General features: G+C 41.3%; 10 protein-coding genes and 1 tRNA gene. 4 read left to right on the forward strand and 7 right to left on the reverse strand.

Annotated elements, in window-relative coordinates; genetic code table 11:
- Positions 1-171: 171 nt before the first annotated feature.
- The 4 genes from DC498_RS07245 to DC498_RS07260 all read right to left on the reverse strand — a co-directional run bounded on the left by DC498_RS07245 (position 172) and on the right by DC498_RS07260 (position 4,671).
- Positions 172-1,485 carry an ABC transporter permease gene (locus DC498_RS07245; RefSeq protein WP_116873492.1) on the reverse strand — a complete coding sequence of 438 codons (1,314 nt, stop codon included), beginning with the start codon at positions 1,483-1,485 and terminating at the stop codon, positions 172-174.
- A 30-nt stretch (positions 1,486-1,515) separates the two neighbouring features.
- Entirely contained in the window at positions 1,516-2,454 is a 939-nt protein-coding gene (locus DC498_RS07250) for an ABC transporter ATP-binding protein (protein ID WP_116873493.1), read from the reverse strand.
- A 127-nt stretch (positions 2,455-2,581) separates the two neighbouring features.
- Positions 2,582-4,153, reverse strand: coding sequence for an NAD(P)/FAD-dependent oxidoreductase (locus tag DC498_RS07255; RefSeq protein WP_116873494.1), 1,572 nt, complete (start codon positions 4,151-4,153; stop codon positions 2,582-2,584).
- Between the two features lie 137 nt (positions 4,154-4,290).
- The gene (locus tag DC498_RS07260) at positions 4,291-4,671 is read right to left on the reverse strand and encodes a DUF3127 domain-containing protein (protein WP_116873495.1); all 381 of its coding nucleotides are present in this window, start codon (positions 4,669-4,671) and stop codon (positions 4,291-4,293) included.
- Between the two features lie 630 nt (positions 4,672-5,301).
- Between DC498_RS07260 and dnaA the strand changes: the two genes are divergently transcribed.
- The 3 genes from dnaA to DC498_RS07275 all read left to right on the forward strand — a co-directional run bounded on the left by dnaA (position 5,302) and on the right by DC498_RS07275 (position 7,208).
- Positions 5,302-6,735 (forward strand): chromosomal replication initiator protein DnaA, encoded by a 1,434-nt coding sequence (gene dnaA / locus DC498_RS07265; protein ID WP_116873496.1) that lies wholly within the window; start codon positions 5,302-5,304, stop codon positions 6,733-6,735.
- Positions 6,736-6,790: 55 nt separating this feature from the next.
- Positions 6,791-7,066, forward strand: coding sequence for an acylphosphatase (locus DC498_RS07270; RefSeq protein WP_116873497.1), 276 nt, complete (start codon positions 6,791-6,793; stop codon positions 7,064-7,066).
- A 53-nt stretch (positions 7,067-7,119) separates the two neighbouring features.
- Positions 7,120-7,208, forward strand: a tRNA-Ser gene (locus tag DC498_RS07275).
- A 131-nt stretch (positions 7,209-7,339) separates the two neighbouring features.
- Here the strand turns inward: DC498_RS07275 and DC498_RS07280 are convergent.
- The 3 genes from DC498_RS07280 to DC498_RS07290 are packed head-to-tail and all read right to left on the reverse strand — an operon-like array spanning position 7,340 to position 12,098.
- Positions 7,340-10,594 (reverse strand): CHAT domain-containing protein, encoded by a 3,255-nt coding sequence (locus tag DC498_RS07280; protein ID WP_116873498.1) that lies wholly within the window; start codon positions 10,592-10,594, stop codon positions 7,340-7,342.
- Positions 10,595-10,622: 28 nt separating this feature from the next.
- On the reverse strand, positions 10,623-11,360 hold the full coding sequence (locus DC498_RS07285; protein ID WP_116873499.1) for a hypothetical protein: 738 nt from the start codon (positions 11,358-11,360) through the stop codon (positions 10,623-10,625).
- A gap of 9 nt (positions 11,361-11,369) precedes the next feature.
- Positions 11,370-12,098, reverse strand: a complete 729-nt coding sequence (locus DC498_RS07290; protein WP_116873500.1) for an RNA polymerase sigma factor — start codon at positions 12,096-12,098, stop codon at positions 11,370-11,372.
- 26 nt (positions 12,099-12,124) lie between these two features.
- On the opposite strand from DC498_RS07290, the gene DC498_RS07295 reads away from it, so the two are divergent.
- Positions 12,125-20,638, forward strand: a complete 8,514-nt coding sequence (locus DC498_RS07295; RefSeq protein ID WP_116873501.1) for a CARDB domain-containing protein — start codon at positions 12,125-12,127, stop codon at positions 20,636-20,638.
- Positions 20,639-20,645 lie beyond the last annotated feature (7 nt).

Genomic DNA, 20,645 nt, shown 5'->3' on the forward strand with positions numbered 1-20,645 from the left:
AGCTGTAAATCAAATAAGTTTATAATAATCCACAATTAAAATGTGGATTGTAAAAAGAAAAAAAGTAACAAAAAAAAGAAAAAGGGTAATAGTAGTAATAGTGTCTACTTTTTTCAGGACATGACAACTGACACTGACCGCTGATAGCTCATAGCCGATACCCCATACCCCTTAACTCTTCCTCACCATCCATTTCCACATTTCCTTCCAGGTAACTTTTTTCCCGTATAGTAAAATACCGGTGCGGTAAATTTTTGCTGTAAGCCATGTAAAAAATAAGAAGCCTAAAACCAGTAATACCATTGATAAAGCCAGTTGCCATGGTGGCACACCAAATGTTATTCTGCCCATCATTACTATTGGCGAGGTAAGCGGAAACATGCTGCCAAAAACAGCCAGCCCGCTATCTGGATCATTAATGGCTTTGGTCATAATTACAAAGCCAAGTATCAAAGGCATCATAACCGGGAAAACCAATTGCTGCGCTTCATTTTGATCTTCGCTTACCACACTTCCGATCGCCGCAAATAAAGCAGCATATAAAAGATAACCACCAATAAAATAAAAAATAAAGCACAACACCATTTTAGCTACAGGCAGCGAATGTAATCCCTGTAATATAGTTACCATTTTACCTGAGTTTACCTGCTGCATGGCAGGGTTAGACATAACTGCCGGATTCGAAATTTGTTCGAACAGGTCAGGAAAAATAAATGGTATAGCAAACTGCAGCACTATCATCAGTACTATCCAGATCGCAAATTGCGTAATACCAACTGCGCCAATACCAATAATTTTTCCAAGCATCAATTGAAACGGTTTGGCTGAACTTACAATCACTTCGGCAATACGATTGGTTTTTTCTTCCATAACTCCCCGCATTACCATTGTACCATAAATAAGTAATATCATGTAAATAAGTATACCGGCAATAAACGATATGGCATATGCAACACCAGCCACGCCTTTCTGCTCCCCTTTTCCAGAGTCAATGGTGTTTTCTACTTCGATATCAGCCTTTATGTTTTTGTAAATTTCAGGATCGATATTAGCTGCAAGCAAACGCTTTTTTTCAACAGCGGCATTTATTTTACGCTCAATATCCGCTTTTGCAAAAATGCTTACTGCTGCCTGGCTGTGTATCTTTATTTGCCCGCTATCCTTATTGTACGATTCAGGGATATATAAAAAAAGAGAATATCCTTCACCTTTGTATTTGCTTTTGAAAGACTGTTCGGTCTCGTTATGAATAAAATGATAACTGCTTTTATCGCTTTTTGAAGTTTCAATTACGCCATTAAAAAGATTGGCGTTATCTAAAACAGCTATGCGCTGTGTGTTGCTTTCGCCACTTATAGAAACAGCAATAATAACAGCATAAAATGCAATAATAACAATGGGTACAAGTATAGTGGTAAGTAAAAAAGATTTTCTTTTTACTCTTGTCATGTATTCCCGTTCTATTATCAATCCTATTTTGTTCATATATCGTCAGTTGTAGTAGTGTTTAATTATTTAAGCATCTATCGCTTTAAATTGTCTTGCAAGCGGAGTACCTTCTACCAGCTTTATAAAAATATCATTTAGCGAAGGCAGAATCTCATGAAAAGAAATGATTTCAAGCCCTTTGCCAAGCAGGTGCTGCAATACATCATGCGGTTTGTAGCCATCATTTATCTTCAGAATAATATTATCGTCTTTGGTGCCCGATATTTCAAATATCGCGTTGGGTTCAATATAGCCCGGGTCTTTTTCAAAACCTACCATAAACAGGTTTTCCTTAAAATCCTGCTTTACTTTTTTTACAGTGCCGTCTAATATTTTGTTGCCGCGGTTGATCAGGATAATATGGTCGCATATCTCTTCAACCTGCTCCATGCGGTGTGTACTGAAAATAATGGTACTGCCATTTTTTGCCAGCCTGAAAATTTCGTCCTTAATAAGATTGGCATTTACAGGGTCAAGTCCGCTGAAGGGTTCATCCAGTATAATCAGTTTGGGTTCGTGTAAAACAGTGGTAACAAACTGCAGCTTCTGGCTCATCCCTTTACTCAGGTCCTGCACTTTTTTGTTCCACCAGGTTTCCATTTCCATACGCTGAAACCAAAATTTAATTTTCTCCATTGCTTCAGCTTTAGAAAGCCCTTTTAATCTTGCAAGGTATAGCGCCTGGTCGCCAATATTCATTTTTTTATACAACCCTCTTTCTTCAGGCATATATCCTATGCGAACAATATCATTGATCGCGTCAAATTTTTTTCCTTCAAAAGTAATGCTGCCGTCGTCAGGAAAAAATATGCCGGTGATCATTCTGAGCAAGGTTGTTTTACCTGCCCCGTTGGGGCCAAGCATTCCAAAAATGGAACCCTGCTCAATATTAAAACTTACATCATCAACCGCTTTTTGAGTAGCGAAATATTTTTTCAGATGATGTACTTCAAGAATATGCTGCATAATAGTTTATTGGTGGCTGAATTGCCTGTTTTGTTACATCGCCGCAAAAGCAGCGATCAACTTTGGGTTATTGTAAATATGCTATAAAAATAAGATGGACTAACGGTTCGGCAATGAAGAAATGATATTATATTTTAAGCAGTGCTGCTTCTATTGCGCTGGCAACATTTTCACCATCCATGGCTGCGCTTACAATGCCTCCGGCATAACCGGCGCCTTCGCCGCAGGGATATAAATTTTTTATTTGGGGATGTGTAAGTGATATATTATCTCTCGGAATACGAACAGGAGAAGATGTCCGGCTTTCCGTTGCAACTACTATCGCTTCATTGGTGTAATAGCCACGCATTTTTTCGCCAAACTTTTTAAATCCTTTACCCAAAGCCTGATATATAAATGTTGGTAAAACTTCATTTAACAGCGAAGCGTGAACTCCTGGTAAATAAGAGCAGTCCGGCAATGATGAAGAGCTTTTCTTTTCCGAAAAATCAACCATACGCTGAGCAGGCGCAGCAAATTTTCCGCCACCTGCATTATATGCTTTCTGCTCTACACTTTGCTGAAAGTACATCATCGCCAATGTCCCGTATTTACGAAAAGCGGGAATATCTTTTTCTTCAACATTTACTACCATGCCGCTGTTGGCAAATGGGTTATTTCTTTTGGAGGGGCTCCAGCCATTTACAACAAGTTCCCCGGGATTTGTGGCAGCAGGCGCAATAATGCCTCCGGGGCACATGCAAAAAGAAAAAACACCATGCTCATTTACCTGCTCAACAAGGCTATACGAAGCAGGCGGAAGGTATATTGCTCTATGTGAAGTAAGTTGATGATATTGTATCTTATCAATTAATGGCTGCGGATGTTCAATACGGACGCCAAGCGCAAAAGATTTTGCCTCAATTTTAATCTGTTTGTCGTGCAGCAGATGAAATATATCCCTGGCTGAATGACCTGTTGCTACAATAACAGCATCTCCTTTAAATATATTGTTATCAGAAGTTTTTACACCTGTAATAATATCCCTGTCTGTAATAAAATCAATTACTTTTTTTTCAAACAGAAAAATGCCGCCGGAGTCAGTAATGGCATGCCGCATTGCGGTAATAATTTGCGGCAGTTTATTAGTGCCTATATGTGGATGTGCATCGTATAAGATATTTTCTTCAGCGCCAAACTGAACAAAAACATTCAGTATGCGGTTAATATCGCCACGTTTGTTGCTGCGGGTATATAGTTTGCCATCGCTGTATGTACCTGCCCCGCCTTCTCCAAAACAATAATTGCTTTCCGGGTTAACAATACCCTCTTTGTTTAGTAATGCTAAATCTCTTCTTCTTGCTCTTACATCTTTGCCTCTTTCTAAAAGTACAGGTTGGATACCATTTTCAATAAGATGCAGAGCCGCAAACAGCCCGGCAGGACCTGCGCCAACTATAATTATCTTTTTTTCAGCGCGGGATACATCTTTAAGCTGCAACTCATGCTTTGCCCGGTACAGGTAAGGTTCATCAATAAAAGCCCGGAGTGTGAGGTTGATCCATATTTGCCGGGATCTTGCATCAATGGATCTTTTAAGAATATAATAGCCTGAAACCCTGGTTGATGCAATGCCCTCGGAAGCAGCTATATAGCTTTTCAGGGCATCATCATTTCCTGCTTCTGAAGGAAGTACACGGAGCGTGATTTTCTTTTGCATATGTATGAGGTCAGGTGGTTATCCTAAAACTCTTTGTAAGTGGGAAAGGAGAAATGTAGGAGGTGAGAAGATAGACGTGAAATACAATACCTCACGTTTCTCACTTTTCACCTTACGTTTCATGTTTTCACTTACCGTTAAAACGGCAGATCATCCGGTGAAGCAGGTATATCTGAAGCAGTATAGGCAGGAGCAGTATCGCCGGCAGTGTTTTCTGCCTGCTGCAGGTTTACGCTTTCCATTCTCCATGCATCAAGATTGGTAATATAGTTTATCTGCCCGTTCTTTTCCCACTTTGTTCCTTTTATATTGAAATGTACTTTTACCGTTTCTCCTGTGTTGAAGCGATCGGGCATAGTAGTCTTATCCTGCACACATTGAAACTTTGCATAGTTCGTAATCATTCGTCCGCCAATATCTTCTGTTTTTTCAATAACGAACTCGCGGGTTTTAAAAGTAGCCGTGCGCTGAACTGTATCATATTTGGCAACCAGCTTGCCGGTTAAATCATAACTCATTGTAAATAATTAAGCGGCAAAAATAGCAGTAATAATTCTATCATTTTTTTTAAATTTTATTTTTATGTTGGATAAAAAAAAATTACCTTGACATAAGTTTCAAAGCAAGCTGTACAAATGAAAAAAATATCCTTCCTGCCGATATCCATTTGCATTTTTGCAGCTCCCAGCCAGAAAACAATTCAGCCTCGATAGCACTAAAAAATATTACTGCGAATTTTGTTCGTTATATTTTTTTGTTTGCGTAAACAGAGGTATATCTTAATAAAACCTGTCCAGTGAATCTATGCGGATACACTAATGTTAATCCGGAAGAAGTGTTGAACAGCATTTGAATGATGTTGCGTTGTGAAAAAACAGAGATAATCATTCTTATGCTTTAAAGATCAATGCAGGGGTGAATGAAAATGAAAACAGTTTTTTTAAACAAAAGGCGCAGATGTTTTTGGCGATTTCGTATGCTGTTGTTATTGTGAAAAAAACAAGTGAATAAAAAATTTTTTTTTCAACAGGAAATGTTGATATTCGCCGCCCTGCCCTACTTTTTTTTGAACATGCATTGTTTAAAAAGAAGGGACAAAAAATCAAACTGATATTTCTTAACTCATTATATAAACTGCTTTATTGATAATGGATAAAAATTACGATAAGGTATGGAATAACTGTCTTGCTATTATTAAAGATATAGTTGAATGGCAACATTTCAGTACCTGGTTCGAACCTATTAAACCCGTAGCATTAACTGAGAAGGTTTTAACAATTCAGGTGCCGAGCCAATTCTTTTATGAATATTTAGAAGAGCATTACGTAAATTTATTGGCAAAGACTTTGAAGAGAGAATTAGGAAAAGAAGCGAGATTGGAATACAGAATAATGGTAGATAGCGGAAACGATAAAAATAAGCCGCTTACCATGGATGTGAGCGGGCAGGGTTTTAAAACTTATTCTAATAACGAAATGGATTTTCCTTTAGTAGTAAATAATCCTGTAAAAAATCCCTTTGTAATTCCGGGATTAAAAAAGGTGCAGATAGATCCGCAGCTTAATGCCGCGTATTCTTTTGAATCTTTTATTGAAGGAGATTGTAACAGGGTGGCTCGCCGCGCAGGTAAAACAGTTGCGGAAAAGCCGGGTACTACTTCATTTAATCCACTGGTAGTATATGGCGGCGTTGGATTGGGGAAAACGCATCTTGTTCAGGCTATAGGCAATGAAGTAAAGCGTTTGCACCCCAATAAAATAGTGTTGTATGTAAGCTCTGAAAAATTCATCAATCAATTCCAGGATCACAGCCGCAATAATGCCATTAATGATTTTATTCATTTTTACCAGATGATTGATGTGTTGATTGTAGATGATGTGCAGTTCTTCAATCGTGCTGAAAAATCCCAGGATGCATTATTCGCTATTTTCAATCACCTGCACCAGAGCGGCAAGCAGTTGATACTTACTTCAGATAAATCTCCTAAAGATCTTGAAGGAGTACAGGAAAGACTATTGAGCCGTTTCCGTTGGGGATTGAGCGCAGATATGCAGTTGCCGGATTACGAAACAAGGATGGACATACTGGAGCGCAAGATGAAAAATGACGGGCTTGATATGCCAAAAGATGTTGTAAAATATATTGCCTATAACATACAGAGTAATGTGAGAGAGCTGGAAGGTGCGCTAATATCTCTTTTGGCACAGTCTTCGCTCAACAAAAGAGAAATTGATCTGGAATTGGCAAAGAAAGTGCTACGTAATTTTGTTAAAACTTCCTCAAAGGAGATTACCATCGAAACCATACAGAAAATGGTTTGCGATTATTTCAATCTTCCTTACGAGCGTTTGCTGCAAAAAACCCGCAAAAGGGAAATTGTTCAGGCAAGGCAGATCACTATGTATCTTGCCAAACAGTTTACCAAAAATTCTTTAAAAACTATTGGTGAACATTTTGGAGGACGTGATCACACTACCGTAATCCATTCCTGCCAAACCGTTAAAGATTTAATGGATACTGACGGATTATTCAGGGAAAGTGTGGTAGATCTTCAACAAAAAGTGCAACTGGCTGCTATGTAATTTGAAAATATTTTTATAAGAAGCCCCTGTGAAGGGGCTTTTTTATTGATGTAATATGATCGTGAATAAACAATTAACAATCACCGGTAAAGTGCAGGGGGTATATTATCGGGCCAGTGCAGCAGATGAAGCGCAGCGTTTGGGATTAAAAGGTGAGGTATGGAATAACTTCGATGGCTCTGTTGGATTAATTGCAGAAGGGGAGGAGGATAAAGTGAATGCATTGATAGCATGGTGCCGCAAAGGCCCTGCCAGGGCAGAGGTTAAAAATATAAACGTAACCGAAGGTGAAATCAGAGGTTATAAAAACTTTGTCGTAAAGCGGTTTTAATATTTGGGTATTCTGATCTTTCGCCCTATTTTTGCCGTCCTTTTAAAAGGGTTGGTGAGGTGGATGAGTGGCTGAAATCAGTAGTTTGCTAAACTGCCGTACGGGTAACTCTGTACCGCGGGTTCGAATCCCGCCCTCACCGCAAACAAAACGATCAAAAAAATTAAAAAGCCCGCAAACAAAGTGTTGACGGGCTTTTTGATGCGCAGCTCTCAAATTTACGATGCGTTAGAAAATTTATTGAATGAAAAGGCGGCTTTCTTCTTATAGGATTTATCGAAATTCGCTTGCGACGGCTTTTCGGGTTGTAATTCGCCGATTTTTTAAAACATACCACAATATTATAAGCACAATACCAACACCCACAAGCCAATACCACCAATTGTTGTCGGAATAAAGAGAAGTATCATCACCAATAATACACAATCCTGCCCAATAAAACGGGTTGGATAATTCCCCGGCATTATTTTCTAAAAAGTCAATTTTGGATTTTCTCAATGCTTCGCTTTTGCTGTAACCTTTTTTTAAGTATTTGTAAAAGCCTGTTATGATCTGCGCATTCGTTTTTTCATCAATCTTCCATAAGCTCATTACTACACTGGGGCAACCTGCAAACATAAAGCTATGCGCCAGCGACATTACCCCTTCGCCGGTATGAACTGCTCCGGCACCGGTTTCACAAGCAGTAAGCACGGCAAGTTCAGCTTTCAGTTGCATGGAGTATATTTCATACGCATAAAGATTACCATCGTCTGCAGCAGTAGCAGCACCCACAGGCTTCGCGAAAAACAGCCTGGATTGAAGCGGGTCCATATCATTTATCTGTGCATGTGTGCCAAGGTGCAGGATTTTATATTGAGAAGAAGATTGTTTGAACGCTGATTCCAAAGCCTGATGTTCGGTATACATATCTGCCGACATCAGCCTGTAAATATTTTGCGCGGCCTGCAATGCAAATGGCTGACGAAATAAATGCAGGTACGAAGAATCTCCCTGTACAAAAGCAGCCTGTTTTTTATACAACTGTTTCATGGCGTCTGTGAATACAGGAGCAAACAACAACGCTTTATCTTTTGTTTTATCACGGCGGTCGTATTTTTTTAGCTGAACCGCAACATTGGCAGAAAGCAGGTATGATATGGTATACTTATGAATAAGATAATGCAGCGAGCCGAAGTTTTTATCGGTTGTATCTGTAACAAGCGTTTCAAAATTCAGGTAATACAGATCCGCGTCTGGTATAATGATCAGTTTGGTTGAAGTAAAATATGCTTCAACAGGTTTAATAAGGCTGATGTATAATTTATATGCGCTGTCGCGGAAAGCCTGTGCAGAAAGTGCCTGGGGATTTTGTAATGCTTTAACAGCACTGCTGTAATTAATGTCAGCACGTTTTACATAAAAACTATCCTGCGTTAACACGAAAGTATAGAGGTAATTATCTGTAAGCGCATATTCAATAAGGGTTGCCTGTTCCATTAAGAGTTCATTTCTTATTTCACTCAAAGGAAAAGCGGTTACCGCATACCGCTTATTAAAGTAAGGATTCCCGGTTTTTTTCAGGCTATCCTGGAAAGCACGGTATGTTTCTATTGCGCTAGTAAGTAATCGCAGCAGCGAATCCGTGCCCGTTTCCGCGTTGAGGTGTTGTTCATTCAGGCTACTGATCTGTTTTCTTAACAGGATATCGCGGTTTATCACCGGATCATTTTCTACCATGGCATCATCCACCATAAAATTATTGGAGGCAAGCCGTAACAATAGTGCTTTGCCCTGCTCGGAAAGTATAAAAGCTTTTTCAAAATAATGTTGCTCATTTTTTGCTTTAGCAAGTTCCCAGCAGGCGTCAATACCTTTGGAGAAAATAGTTTTGTTAACTTCTGATTGTTCAACCAGCGAGTGCTGTGTTCGCAGCTTATAAATATTGGCAGAAATATAATCCGAATAAGTATCCGTTATGGTCAGCAACTCTGTTAAATATTTTTGTTGCTTTGACCGCTGGAATATTTCATACAAAATGTTTAACCTTGTTTTTACCAGTTCACTCACCTTGAATGAAAAAGGTAGCTTTGACAACCATGATGAAGGTTCGGCGGAAAGACTTTTAAAACCTGACTGAAATAGGATACTGCTGTCTGAATATAATTTAGCGCTGTCTAAGTTTCCGGCTTCCAGGTAAGATTCCGCTATATCATTTAAAAACTCAACAACTGGCTGCTTCAATAATGGGTATTGTTTTCTGAATTTTTCCAACACATCTTTTTGAATGCGTAATGCCATATTCGTTTTGCCTGTTGTGGTATATACGTTAGCAAGACTTGCACGGGTATACAACGCGTAATAGGAGAGCGCTTCATTAATCTTATTGTAATTACTTACCGAGGTATTGTAGTAGTAAGCGGCACTGTCGTATTTTTTCTCATCAGCAAATACATCACCGTAAAACGATTCTATATATGCCAGTGTCCAGTAGTCGCCGGGGTTTAATGTTTTTTGTATACGGTATGCTTCTTCAAAATAAGTTTTTGCCTGGCTGAATTGCTTTAGCTTTTGTTGTGTGGAACCAAACTGCACTAAAACATTTACCATTCCAAGATTTTGCTTTCCGTAAATATTGGTTCCTATATGAAGTGCCTTATTAAGGTAATTGGAGGCAAGTGAATGTTCGTTGAGGTAATAATATAATTGCCCCATGTTATAGTAAGTAACATAAAAAGAGGAATTGTTGTCTATGTCTGCGGTGTTGTTTTGCAGGTAAACACCCAGCGCTTTCTGGCGATACATTAATGCCTCTTCATAACGGCTGAGGTAATAGCATACAGAAGAAAGATTGCCGTAGTTTTTAGCGAGCTTAGGATTATCAGGAGCATAATTTTTTTTAAGTAACTGTTCTGTTTGCGCTGCTGTTTGCAATGCGGCGTTATAATTGCCTCCCACAATGAAGCATTGGGTACGGGTAATCAGTAAATCCGCCAGTGTTATTTCATCAGCAGGGTCAACAGCTTGCAGTGTGCGGTACGCTTTATTATAATAAACATCCGCTTTTGCTGTGTTTTCTTTCAGCATTTCCATCCGGCAAAGATTCATGTACAGGATAACCAGCGGTAAATGGGGATGCAGGGTATCTGCCGCTTTCAGTGCATTATTATAAAATATAGCGGCAGAATCAAATAGATACCTGCCGGAATATAAGCTTCCTTTGATAGAATTCAGCGCCACTCTTCCTGCGCTTTTTTCAGGCAGCCTGTGCATTACAACACCCATGGCGGAATCTGCTTTAGCTATAGCTTTGGCAACAGGGTCTTTTTCCCAGGTGATCTGTGTTTCGAGGGCTAATATTAAGGCGAGACTGTCGTAGTTGTTGGTGCTGGTAAAATACTGCCGCGCATTATTGATATACCAGGCGCTGCTGTCAATTTTATTATGCTGCAATGCTTTCCTTGCTTTTGCATAATCGCCTGTTGCTGTTTGGGCGCTTGATGCAGCACAACAAAATACACTGAAAAATATGAGCGGTAAATTTTTCATTCAGCAGAATGGCTTTAGGTAATGCTGTTTACCGGACTATCAGCTTCAGTAATGTTTTTGCTTCCGGTATGTCATGTATGTTTTTCAGCAGTTTTTCAGCGGCGGTTTTATTATCCTGTTTTATATAGATCAATGCCAGGTACCACATTGCTTTTTGCCGGTAGGATGAATGGGTTTTTGCCGATGCTTTATTGAGGTAGAAAACCGCCTGTTCCATATCACCTGCACTTAGCGCTGCAACGCCAATATAATAGTTGAGCGTATCAGTATATTCATTTGTATCGCCAATGCTTTTCCATTTTTCAATAGCCTTATTATAATTTCCTTCCTTATAATCTATCATTCCGTCATACAAAGTATAGTTGCTTTTGGCCTCTTCACCCATCACCACCGGCAGGCCGGGATCTGGTTTGTAATATGCGGCGTAAAGTCTTTCATGCTCCGGCTTTCTTAATACCAGCAATGTACTTACAGCCATTAATATAATTACAGCCGCGGCAACCATCCATTTTTTCCATGTAATATTTTTAACAGGCGCTATTTCGGGCGCGGTAAGTTCCTGGTGAAATGCATCAAGCTTTTTTTCGAGCCCTGCTTCCTGTATACTGAGTGATATCCATTTTACTTCTTCAACCTTTTGTTTCCATAGGGAATCTTCTCTCAACCTTTGCTCAAAGGCAGCCAGCTCATTACCAGCCAAATCTTTGTTGAGATACTTATCAATAAGCTCCAGTTCTTCTTCGGAAATATGAAATGCGTTGTTCACTTTTTTGGTTTAATGGTTAATCATAGATCTTAGCCGCTCCATACACCTGTATTTGTTGTTTTTCGCGGTTTCTTCTGTTATATGCAATGCTTCAGCAATTTCTTTTAAAGCCTGCCTGCGATAATAAAACCGCGTAAGCATATCCCTGCATGCATCGCCCAGCTTTTTAAAGTTTTGCTTAATAAGTGCTATGCGTTCTGTATCAATATCGGTTAAATCTTCAAAGGTCATCATGTCTTCATGTGCGGCTTCAAGCCTTATGGTTTTTTTAACAGAAGAAGAGCGAAGATGATCGAGCCATTTGTATTTCGCGACCTGGAAAATGTAAGCGCCGATAGAAGTGTTTTCTACCAGTTTAAATTTACCCAGTTGAATATTTCTCCAGGTAGCAATAAAGGCATCCTGGTAAATATCTTTTGCCTGTTCTTCCGTTCCGCTGTTTTGCAATATATATTGGCACACTTTGCTATAATTGTTATTATACAAAGTTTTCAATGTTTTTTCGTCATTGGCTTTTACAGCTTCGATTACGGAGTGGCTCAGGGTTTCAGAAGGCATGATTATTAAAAGGGCAAAAGATACACATTTTTGCTTTAAAAGCTTTTGACATTTAGTAAAATCTCGCTGCTGCGATTTTTTTCCGCCATAATAATTACCTGAAATTTTTTCGGAAATCCTGATGACATTTTTATATCCTTTCCGATATAATGCCGGATTGGTGTTTTCCGCGCCTTCCATATCAATCTTAATACCAACCAGCTTATATGAGAAAGCTTTTTTACTCCTTCCTTTTTTTGCTTTTCAGTTATTATGCCGAATCCCAGCAATATTACTGGGAACAGGAGCCAAATAACGGGCGTGAGTATGCCAATAAAGTGAATTATACACAGGCTACCATATACGGTGGTTTATACGGTGAGCCCGGGTCTATACCTACCGATATGTATATGATCCCCTTTAAGGAGCTCGTGCCTTCTAAAAAAGTGGGGGTATATAAAATTGACCTGGAGATGGATAACTATAGTGAAACAACCGCGGAAAATGTTACCGTTTCATTTTATACCGGGCAAAGCTGGACAGAACAGGTTTTTCCTATGGATATCTACGGCTATCTCAATACTTCGTTTATACTTGATGGTCAGTTGCTGGATACGCTTTATGTGAGCATATCTTCAGACAACGAGGACGGCTACTCAAATGTCAATTACAGGATCAGCTATAGCCTGCTTTCTACCTACAATGATAGTGAGCCCAATGATCTACCCGGAGAAGCTGTTTTACTGACGGAGCCGCTGTTTGAAAAAAATAATTTTGCAATAGGATACGAGAAAGAGAATAGTGGCGGAACAGATGCGGTGGATTTTTATACTATTAATCTGCTCAATAGCTCTTTAACAGATTCGCTGAAAATTAAGGGCCGTAATATAACCAACACCGACTATAAGCTACTGCGTTACGAACTGTATAACCTGCGGGTAAGTGGCTCACCTTTTGCCAGCGGGTTTGTGGGCAATACAACCAATGTGGCTTCCATGCAGGAAGTTTTTTCTTCCATCTCATTATCGTCCGGCGGGTTCGTTGCCGGTGATCAACTGCTTATACGTATCTCTACTAATACAGGCGGCATATTCGGGTATGATCTTATGCTGAACTCGCAGGGAGCGGAAGATAACAGCTATGACGACAGGGAAGATAATTGTTGTTATTACAACGCTGTGCCTTTGGAAGAAGGGAAATATAATACCGGTCGAGTAGGGGATTATGTTTACGATAGTGAGGCTTATGACCCTTATGTAGTTTTGGACGGGAAAGATACTTACCGCATCATTACAGATACACCCGGAGTAGTAAAGCTTTTTATAGAAGCCACCAACGCGGATTGTAATGCGCGGGATGTATACCTTAAATATGAAGTGCTGGATAAAAACGGAAATTCAGTGTGGGGCGGGCCAAGAGACCTGTTTGACTGGGCTGCCCAGGGATTGCCCTGCAATACTACATTAAAAGATACTATTCGTCTCGCGGTAAATATTGATACTTTCTATGTTCGTTTTTATACCGGCAAAGGGATAATAATTATAGGAAGACAAATGCGTGTGAACGATCTCGGACCAGAAGGCGCTTTTGTGAACTACCGTTTAAAATACGAAATGTATTATGAAACCGATCATGTTGACCAGGAAGATAACAATTATTCCGACTATGCACTTCCTTTGACAGCCGGTGAAACAGCTAAAGGCAATGTGAACTTTATTACGCATGATTTCCAGGATAACTCGGACTATTATAAAATCAATCTTCCGGAAGGAGCGGATCTGTCATTTAATGTAAAGCTCAGGTATCTTGATAATACCAGAACATATTCTTCTAATTCTCCCCTGTATATGTATTTCCATGGGCAGCGGTTAACTAAATATATTCCGGCTGATGTGCAGGGTGGTTTACTTAAATCCGATTCCCTGTATAATCTCAATTTCCAGGTTTGCGGTTTGCAACCGGGCGATAATTATTTCTTTATACAAGGATCGGGACATGCATTTGAATATGAAATAACTTATACCATTGCCAATACTTTTAAATGGGATAATGATACATTGAGCAGCAATACCCGTAACCAGGGTATATTCCTGAAAGAGGATACTCTATATTCAGGACATCTTGGTTACAGGGAAGGCTATGATCAGTCTACACAGGACAGGCAGGATTATTACCGCATTGCAATGCCCAACAATGGAAATGTTAAGGTACATCTTGAATTGAGAAATCCTACCTGCGATATTACTAATGTACCGATGTTTGTGCGTGTGGAAGACAGGGGACAATACTATGGTAAAACCATTACGGCTACCGAAGGGTTAACTCCCGGAGAAAGTATTACTGCTACACTTGATTTCTGCGGTATTAAGGCAGACACACTTATTCTGTATTTAGGACATGCCTATGTTTCTTCTGGTGTTGTAACGCCATACCTGTACCGCCTCAGCTACGAATTTACTGATACCGTTGCCGTTGCTTACCAGGATCTGGAACCCAATAATACTACCGGCCAGGCTATTTTAATACAGGATGGAGAAACCAGGAAAGGCTCTGCTGGTTATACCCAGGATGTTGATTATTATAAATTTTATGCCATAGCCGATACCGTAAAAATTCCTTTTGATGTAACCAATATGGGCTGTAGCAATGACTACCTCGTGGTTCGGGCTTACAGGAGCAATCAAACATTGATTATTTCTAAAAGGCTGGGTACAAATATTAACATGGCGCCTGGGCAAACCATTAACGATATACTGAAGTTTTATATGGCATCGCCGGATACGGTTTACCTGCAGGTGAATTATGAAAGTGATCGTGCAGACGCGATGCTGTATACATTCAGTCTGAATGCGCAACCTCCGTCTTCAGCATTTTATTTAACCGGCGATGCTACCGTTTGTTTTGGCAACAGCGTGTATAAAGCTACAGGCATTGTTGATCCGGGCGATTTAACCTACCACTGGAGCTTACCAGATGGCGGCGGAACTATTACCGGAACCGACAGCTCGGCAACCGTAAACTGGACCAACTCAGGGAGCCGCAGGGTAGCGCTCTATGTTTCTAACGCTTACGGCGAATCGGAAACCAGGTATTTTGAAGTGCTGGTAAATAATGATGTGCCTACGCAAATTCCGGCGATATACCAGTCGGGCAGGAAATTATTTACACAAGGTTTGCCGCCCGGTGCTACTTACCAATGGTATAGAAATAATAACCCGGTTGCCGGCGAAACAGATTCCATACACATGGCTTTGCTTGATGGAACCTATACTGTAAAATATCACAATGATTGCGGCGGCGGTCCGGCATCTGATGCTGTTACATTTACATCTGCTGCTCAATCGCAAACCATTTCATTCCCCGCGGTTGCTGATATAGTATTATCGCCCGGCGCCAAAATAAAATTACCTGCTACTACAAATTCCGGCTTGCCTGTTCAATATATTAAAACAAGCGGCGCCGGCTATATTCAGAATGATACATTATACATCAGCGGCTCAGGTACATTAACCGGCACTATTACCATAAAAGCTTTGCAGCCTGGCGATGAGCAATGGTTGCCGGCCGGCGATGTTACGCAAACCATAAATGTTTTAAAAGGAAGCCAGTCCATCAGCTTCACCGCCATCGACAACCAGGTGTTTAATACAACGCCCATAATGCTCAACGCGGTTTCAAACGTGGAGTTACCTGTATCATTCACGGTGGTAGGAGGTAATGATTATGCATCGGTTGCTGGTAGTGAATTGAAGAAAAAAGGTGCTGGTACTGTAACCATCAGGGCTACACAGGGTGGCAATAGCAACTATAATGCGGCCACACCGGCAGAGCGTACATTCTGCATCGGGGTAAGAACCCTTACCGCTGTTTCCGGGGAAGCAGCGCCATGCCAGGCAAAATATGTATATACTACCGATAAAATTCCTGGTGCAAATTATGTTTGGACGCTTTCCGGCGGCGGCACATTAACTACCAATAAGGATACCGCCTGGGTGCAATGGACATCAGCTTCAGGCACCTATAACTTATCTGTTAAGGCCAACAGCGGTTGCGATGCTGTTTATAGTACTGAGGTATCCAAAGATATTACTATCACTACCACCTTACCTGCCGCGGTTACTAATATGCTGCCGGCAGATGGCATTCAAAACGCGGGGCTTCCGCTCACCCTTTCATGGATTCCCGCGGCACGTGCGGTAAGCTACGACCTGTATATATGGGATTCCGCCGCTGTACAGCCGGCAACGCCTTTTGCTGAAGATATAAAAGGTATTTCATTCGTAGTTCCTCAAAATGCTTTTGCTTATAACGCGGCTTATGCATGGCGCGTGGTTGCTAAAAACCCCTGCGCGTCAATGCCGGGGGTTATACAATACTTCAGGTTAATTCCCCTGCCTGATCTGCAGGTGAGCAATGTTCAGGCGCCTTCATCTGCCAATTCTGGGCAAAATATCAGTATAAGCTGGAAGATAAATAACACGGGGCCGGGTGCAACCATCACCAGCCAGCAATGGAAAGACGCGGTGTTTCTTTCGGTTGATCCGAAGCCTGATTTCAGGTCAATCGCTACCAATCCGGCGAGGTGGCCAATTATATTATCCCCTAAAACGCCACTGCTGGTCGGAACAAAATCCAATCTTTCAGGGCTGGCAAGCGGAGGATCTTATACCAACAGCATCAACTTTACCATTCCGGTAAATTATAATGGTGCATTTTATACACATGTAATTACAGATTATGGTTCTGTTGCAGGTACCTCGCCTTTGCAGATCACGCGTAATAATGATACGGCAAGCGGTGCCGCCGCTATGAATGTAACCTTATCGCCCACACCCGATTTGAGAGTAGAGCAGGTGTTTACGCCGTCAACTGTGTTTTCAGGCAGCACCGTAAGTATTACTTACCAGGTTAAAAATTACGGTGCATTAACACCTGCATCCTCCAATTGGGCTGACTCTGTTTTCATTTCTCAAAACCCCTTATTTAACAGGGAAGACTGTATACCGGTTAAGCGGCCGAAATATGCAGGGAATTATTACCCTGATGCATTTGACGCGGGATTGCTGGTAAATGATACCCTTGAAACAAACGATGTGTATACAAGAAGTGTGGATGTGATCATTCCCAACTTTATAATGGGACAGTGGTATGTGTATGTAAAAACAAATGCCAATACAAAATTGTATGAAGGCGTTTTATCGGAAAATAATACGGGGCAGGGGTTGCTGGAAGTGTTATTAACGCCAACACCTAAGCTTACCATTCAGCACATTTCTTTACCTGTTACCACTGCAAGCACCACGCAACCGGTAGGTGTAAACTGGGAAATCAAGAATACCGGGTTTAATGATAATATAGAAAAAAACAAGGGACACTATATTACCTACCTTGGAGGCTGCAGCCTGCCATGTTATTCACCTGATCCTAATTCCATCTGTGAAGTACCTGCTTTCAAAATCAGGGATAGTATCGGTTTCGGATCATCTTACTGGAAAGACAGGATTTACCTGAGCACCAGCAGCACAGGGTTGGATATTGGCAATGCTTTTCTTGTTAAAGAGGTTGCACATGGTCAACAGTATTCGGGTGTTTTGGTGAAAGATGTATATGCAGAATGTGGAATGGTGAATAGCCCTGTTAATGTAAGCACTGTATTAAGCCCTAATGCCGTATTCCCCAAATCTGCCAGTTTTGTTTTACCTGCAGATTTACCGGAAGGTACCTACTATGTATACATATATACCAATCCCGACAAAGATGTTTATGAATATCCGGGTGCTGCGGAAATAAAAAGAAGCGATGCGCCCATTAGTGTTACCCGGCCGGATGTTACGGTAACCGGTATGACTGTGCCTGCTACGGGCAGCTCAGGGCAAAAAATAACCATTACCTATACTATACATAACCAGGGTCAGGGCTCTCTCTTCAATCAAAAAAGAACAGACAGGCTTTATATAAGCAACTTCCCCGATTTTGACGGCAGCGCAGTGATGGTGGCGGGCAGCCAGTATACTGAAACAATTGTTGCCGGCAGCAGTGAAACGCATAGCTTCAGCTATACCATTCCTTATTCAACAACAGGCGCTAAATATTTTTATGTTGTTACAAACGAGGATGAGCTGTTTAAAGAAACCAATACCGGCAACAACAGGAGCATTGCCGCCGGTATAAATATATCACCTGCAATACCGGCTGATTTAAGTGTAGCAACAATAGATGTTCCCGATACTGTTTTTGCGCTTACCACTAAAGCGGTAATATATACAGTTACCAATACCGGCAGTGGAGATATTTCCGGCAACTGGGCAGATAAGATTTATGTGGGATGCACCAGTACCTTCCAGCAGCAAAATGCCGTGCTGATAGGTACAAAAGCCAAATACAGGCAGGTGGCAGCAGGACAGAGCTATACTGATACGCTCAGGTTTGAACTGCCTGTCATGATGAACACTTTGAGCAGTTGCTTTGCCAGCGGCGAATTCAGCGATGCTTATTTCTATATACAGGCTAATGCAGACAGCATAGGTTATGAGGCTACCAATTTTGCGAACAATATAACGGCAAGTGGTAAAAAAGTTGTCATCAATCCATACGTAGATCATGTTGTTAAGAGCATAACGAATGTTCCCGGCCAGTTATCTATTGGAAGAACATTGTCGCCACGCTGGGTAGTTGAAAACCTGGGATACAAGCCGGCGGAAACTTATTACAGTGCTAACTGGGATGCCATATATCTTTCTGCGGATTCTGTTTTAAGCGCTGAGGATATTAAACTGTATGAAGTAAGGAGTACACACCGGGTTGCAAAAGGTGACAGCTCTGTTGTGGTAAGATCATTCAACTTGCCGAATATACCGGCAGGAGAATATTACTTTATAGTACAAACCAACGATCAGCAAACCCTGTGGGTAGAGCAGCAAACCGCCAATAATTACAATATGCTGCGGGATACTGATGGAAAAGCTAAGAAAATAGAAGTAGTGGCATTTGATTTACCCGACCTTACAGACAGTATTACTGTTATTGAACCATCCGTTGCCGCAGGTCAACCCACAACAATAAGGCATAAAGTTACCAATACCGGTGTGGGAGAAACATACCCGGGCGCATGGCGGAATGCCATCTGGTTATCGAGAGATACTGAAGTGAGCAGTGATGACATCCTGTTATCAAATTATTATCGCAGTATGGTGTTGCAGCCGGGCGGCAGTAAAGAAGATACGGTATATGTTCGTATACCTGTTCAAACTGCACCGGGCACTTATTATGTGCTTGCCCGCGCCAATGATGATAAGAATGTAATAGAGCCGGATTACAGTAATAATACCGGGGTTGCAATAATGACCATATTTACCCAGCCTGAATCAGACCTTACCGTTGTGAATATTGAAACGCCTGATACGGTTTACCTGGGTGAAGCCCTTCAGCCTGCAAAATGGATCATACAGAATACAGCCGCCAACGCGGCGCGGGGCTATAGCGTGGATGGTGTTTATTTTTCAACATCACCTGTGTACGATACTACGGCATTGCTTATAGGTACCATTGCAAGACAACTCAATATAGATCCGGTTTCAGATACCCTGGTAACCGCGTCTCCGCTTGTAACCAATGTAACCGAAGGTGATTACTATGTGTATGTAAAAACGGATATCCAGAATCATATCAACGAATCGGATAAAACCAATAACACAGGCATTGCTACCCAACAGGTGCATGTGAAAGTGAGACCTTTATTGCTGCATGAACCTGAGTACAGTATATTAACCGGTATTGATAAATACTATAAGCTTACCGTTCCGGATTCATTGCTTGGCAGCACCATCAGTGTGAAACTCACTTCTATGGATTCGCTTACCAAAGTAAATGAAATGTACCTCGGTGGCGGTTATATTCCGTCTGCTGCAAAATTTGATTATAAGTTCGGAACGCCCAACTACGGTAACCAGCGGGTGATCATTACCTCGGTAACCAGCACGGAATATTACATAATGGTGCGTTGCACTTCCGCGCAGCCCGGCACGCAGGATATTATACTGGAGGCAGCGGTAATGCCATTCTCTATACTGAATGTTACCAATGCATCGGGCGGTAATATCGGCAATGTTACGATCAGGATTGATGGTACACTGTTTACCGGCGGGATGATGGCAACGCTTATGAGGCCAGGAACTTCCATCACTGCATCTGCCGTACACTATACCAACAGCACAGCTATATATGCGACCTTTAACCTGGCAGGTGTGCCACTTGGCTTGTATGATGTGGTGCTTACCAAGCAGGATAATACCAATACCAAACTGGTTGAAGGCTTCAGGGTTGAAGCTGCCAACAATGGTGGGTTGATAACAGGCAGCGGACCTAACACCGCACCCGGCAACAGCAGTGAACCCGGTTGCGATCCTGGCAGCCCGAGTGGTAAAAACGCTCAGTTGGTATTAGAGCTGATTGTTCCTTCAAGCGCATTACTTGGAACAACGGTAGCAATACAGATCAATTACGAAAACCCAACTAATTATGATATACCGGCGCAGTCAAGAGTGCTGTCAACCATTGATGGAATGCAACTGGCATTTAGAAAAGAAGACATTGATAAAGGCAGTTCTTCCATCTATCTCAATCTGACGGAACCGGGAGGACCTCCGGGTATAATAAGAGCCGGGGCAAGAGGAACCATCATCATTTATACAAGAACCCCATGGTCTGTTGCAATTAACCCTATACCATTTAACCTGCAATAATTAAAAA

This window comes from Terrimonas sp. (genome assembly GCF_003075435.1).
Lineage (GTDB): Bacteria > Bacteroidota > Bacteroidia > Chitinophagales > Chitinophagaceae > Agriterribacter.

Excerpts from the sequence above, each read along its gene's own strand:
- DC498_RS07245 (WP_116873492.1), bottom strand. The coding sequence starts at position 1,485 with ATGAACAAAATAGGATTGATAATAGAACGGGAATACATGACAAGAGTA.
- DC498_RS07250 (WP_116873493.1), bottom strand. The coding sequence starts at position 2,454 with ATGCAGCATATTCTTGAAGTACATCATCTGAAAAAATATTTCGCTACT.
- DC498_RS07255 (WP_116873494.1), bottom strand. The coding sequence starts at position 4,153 with ATGCAAAAGAAAATCACGCTCCGTGTACTTCCTTCAGAAGCAGGAAAT.
- DC498_RS07260 (WP_116873495.1), bottom strand. The coding sequence starts at position 4,671 with ATGAGTTATGATTTAACCGGCAAGCTGGTTGCCAAATATGATACAGTT.
- dnaA (WP_116873496.1), top strand. The coding sequence starts at position 5,302 with ATGGATAAAAATTACGATAAGGTATGGAATAACTGTCTTGCTATTATT.
- DC498_RS07270 (WP_116873497.1), top strand. The coding sequence starts at position 6,791 with ATGATCGTGAATAAACAATTAACAATCACCGGTAAAGTGCAGGGGGTA.
- DC498_RS07280 (WP_116873498.1), bottom strand. The coding sequence starts at position 10,594 with ATGAAAAATTTACCGCTCATATTTTTCAGTGTATTTTGTTGTGCTGCA.
- DC498_RS07290 (WP_116873500.1), bottom strand. The coding sequence starts at position 12,098 with ATGGAAGGCGCGGAAAACACCAATCCGGCATTATATCGGAAAGGATAT.
- DC498_RS07295 (WP_116873501.1), top strand. The coding sequence starts at position 12,125 with ATGAGAAAGCTTTTTTACTCCTTCCTTTTTTTGCTTTTCAGTTATTAT.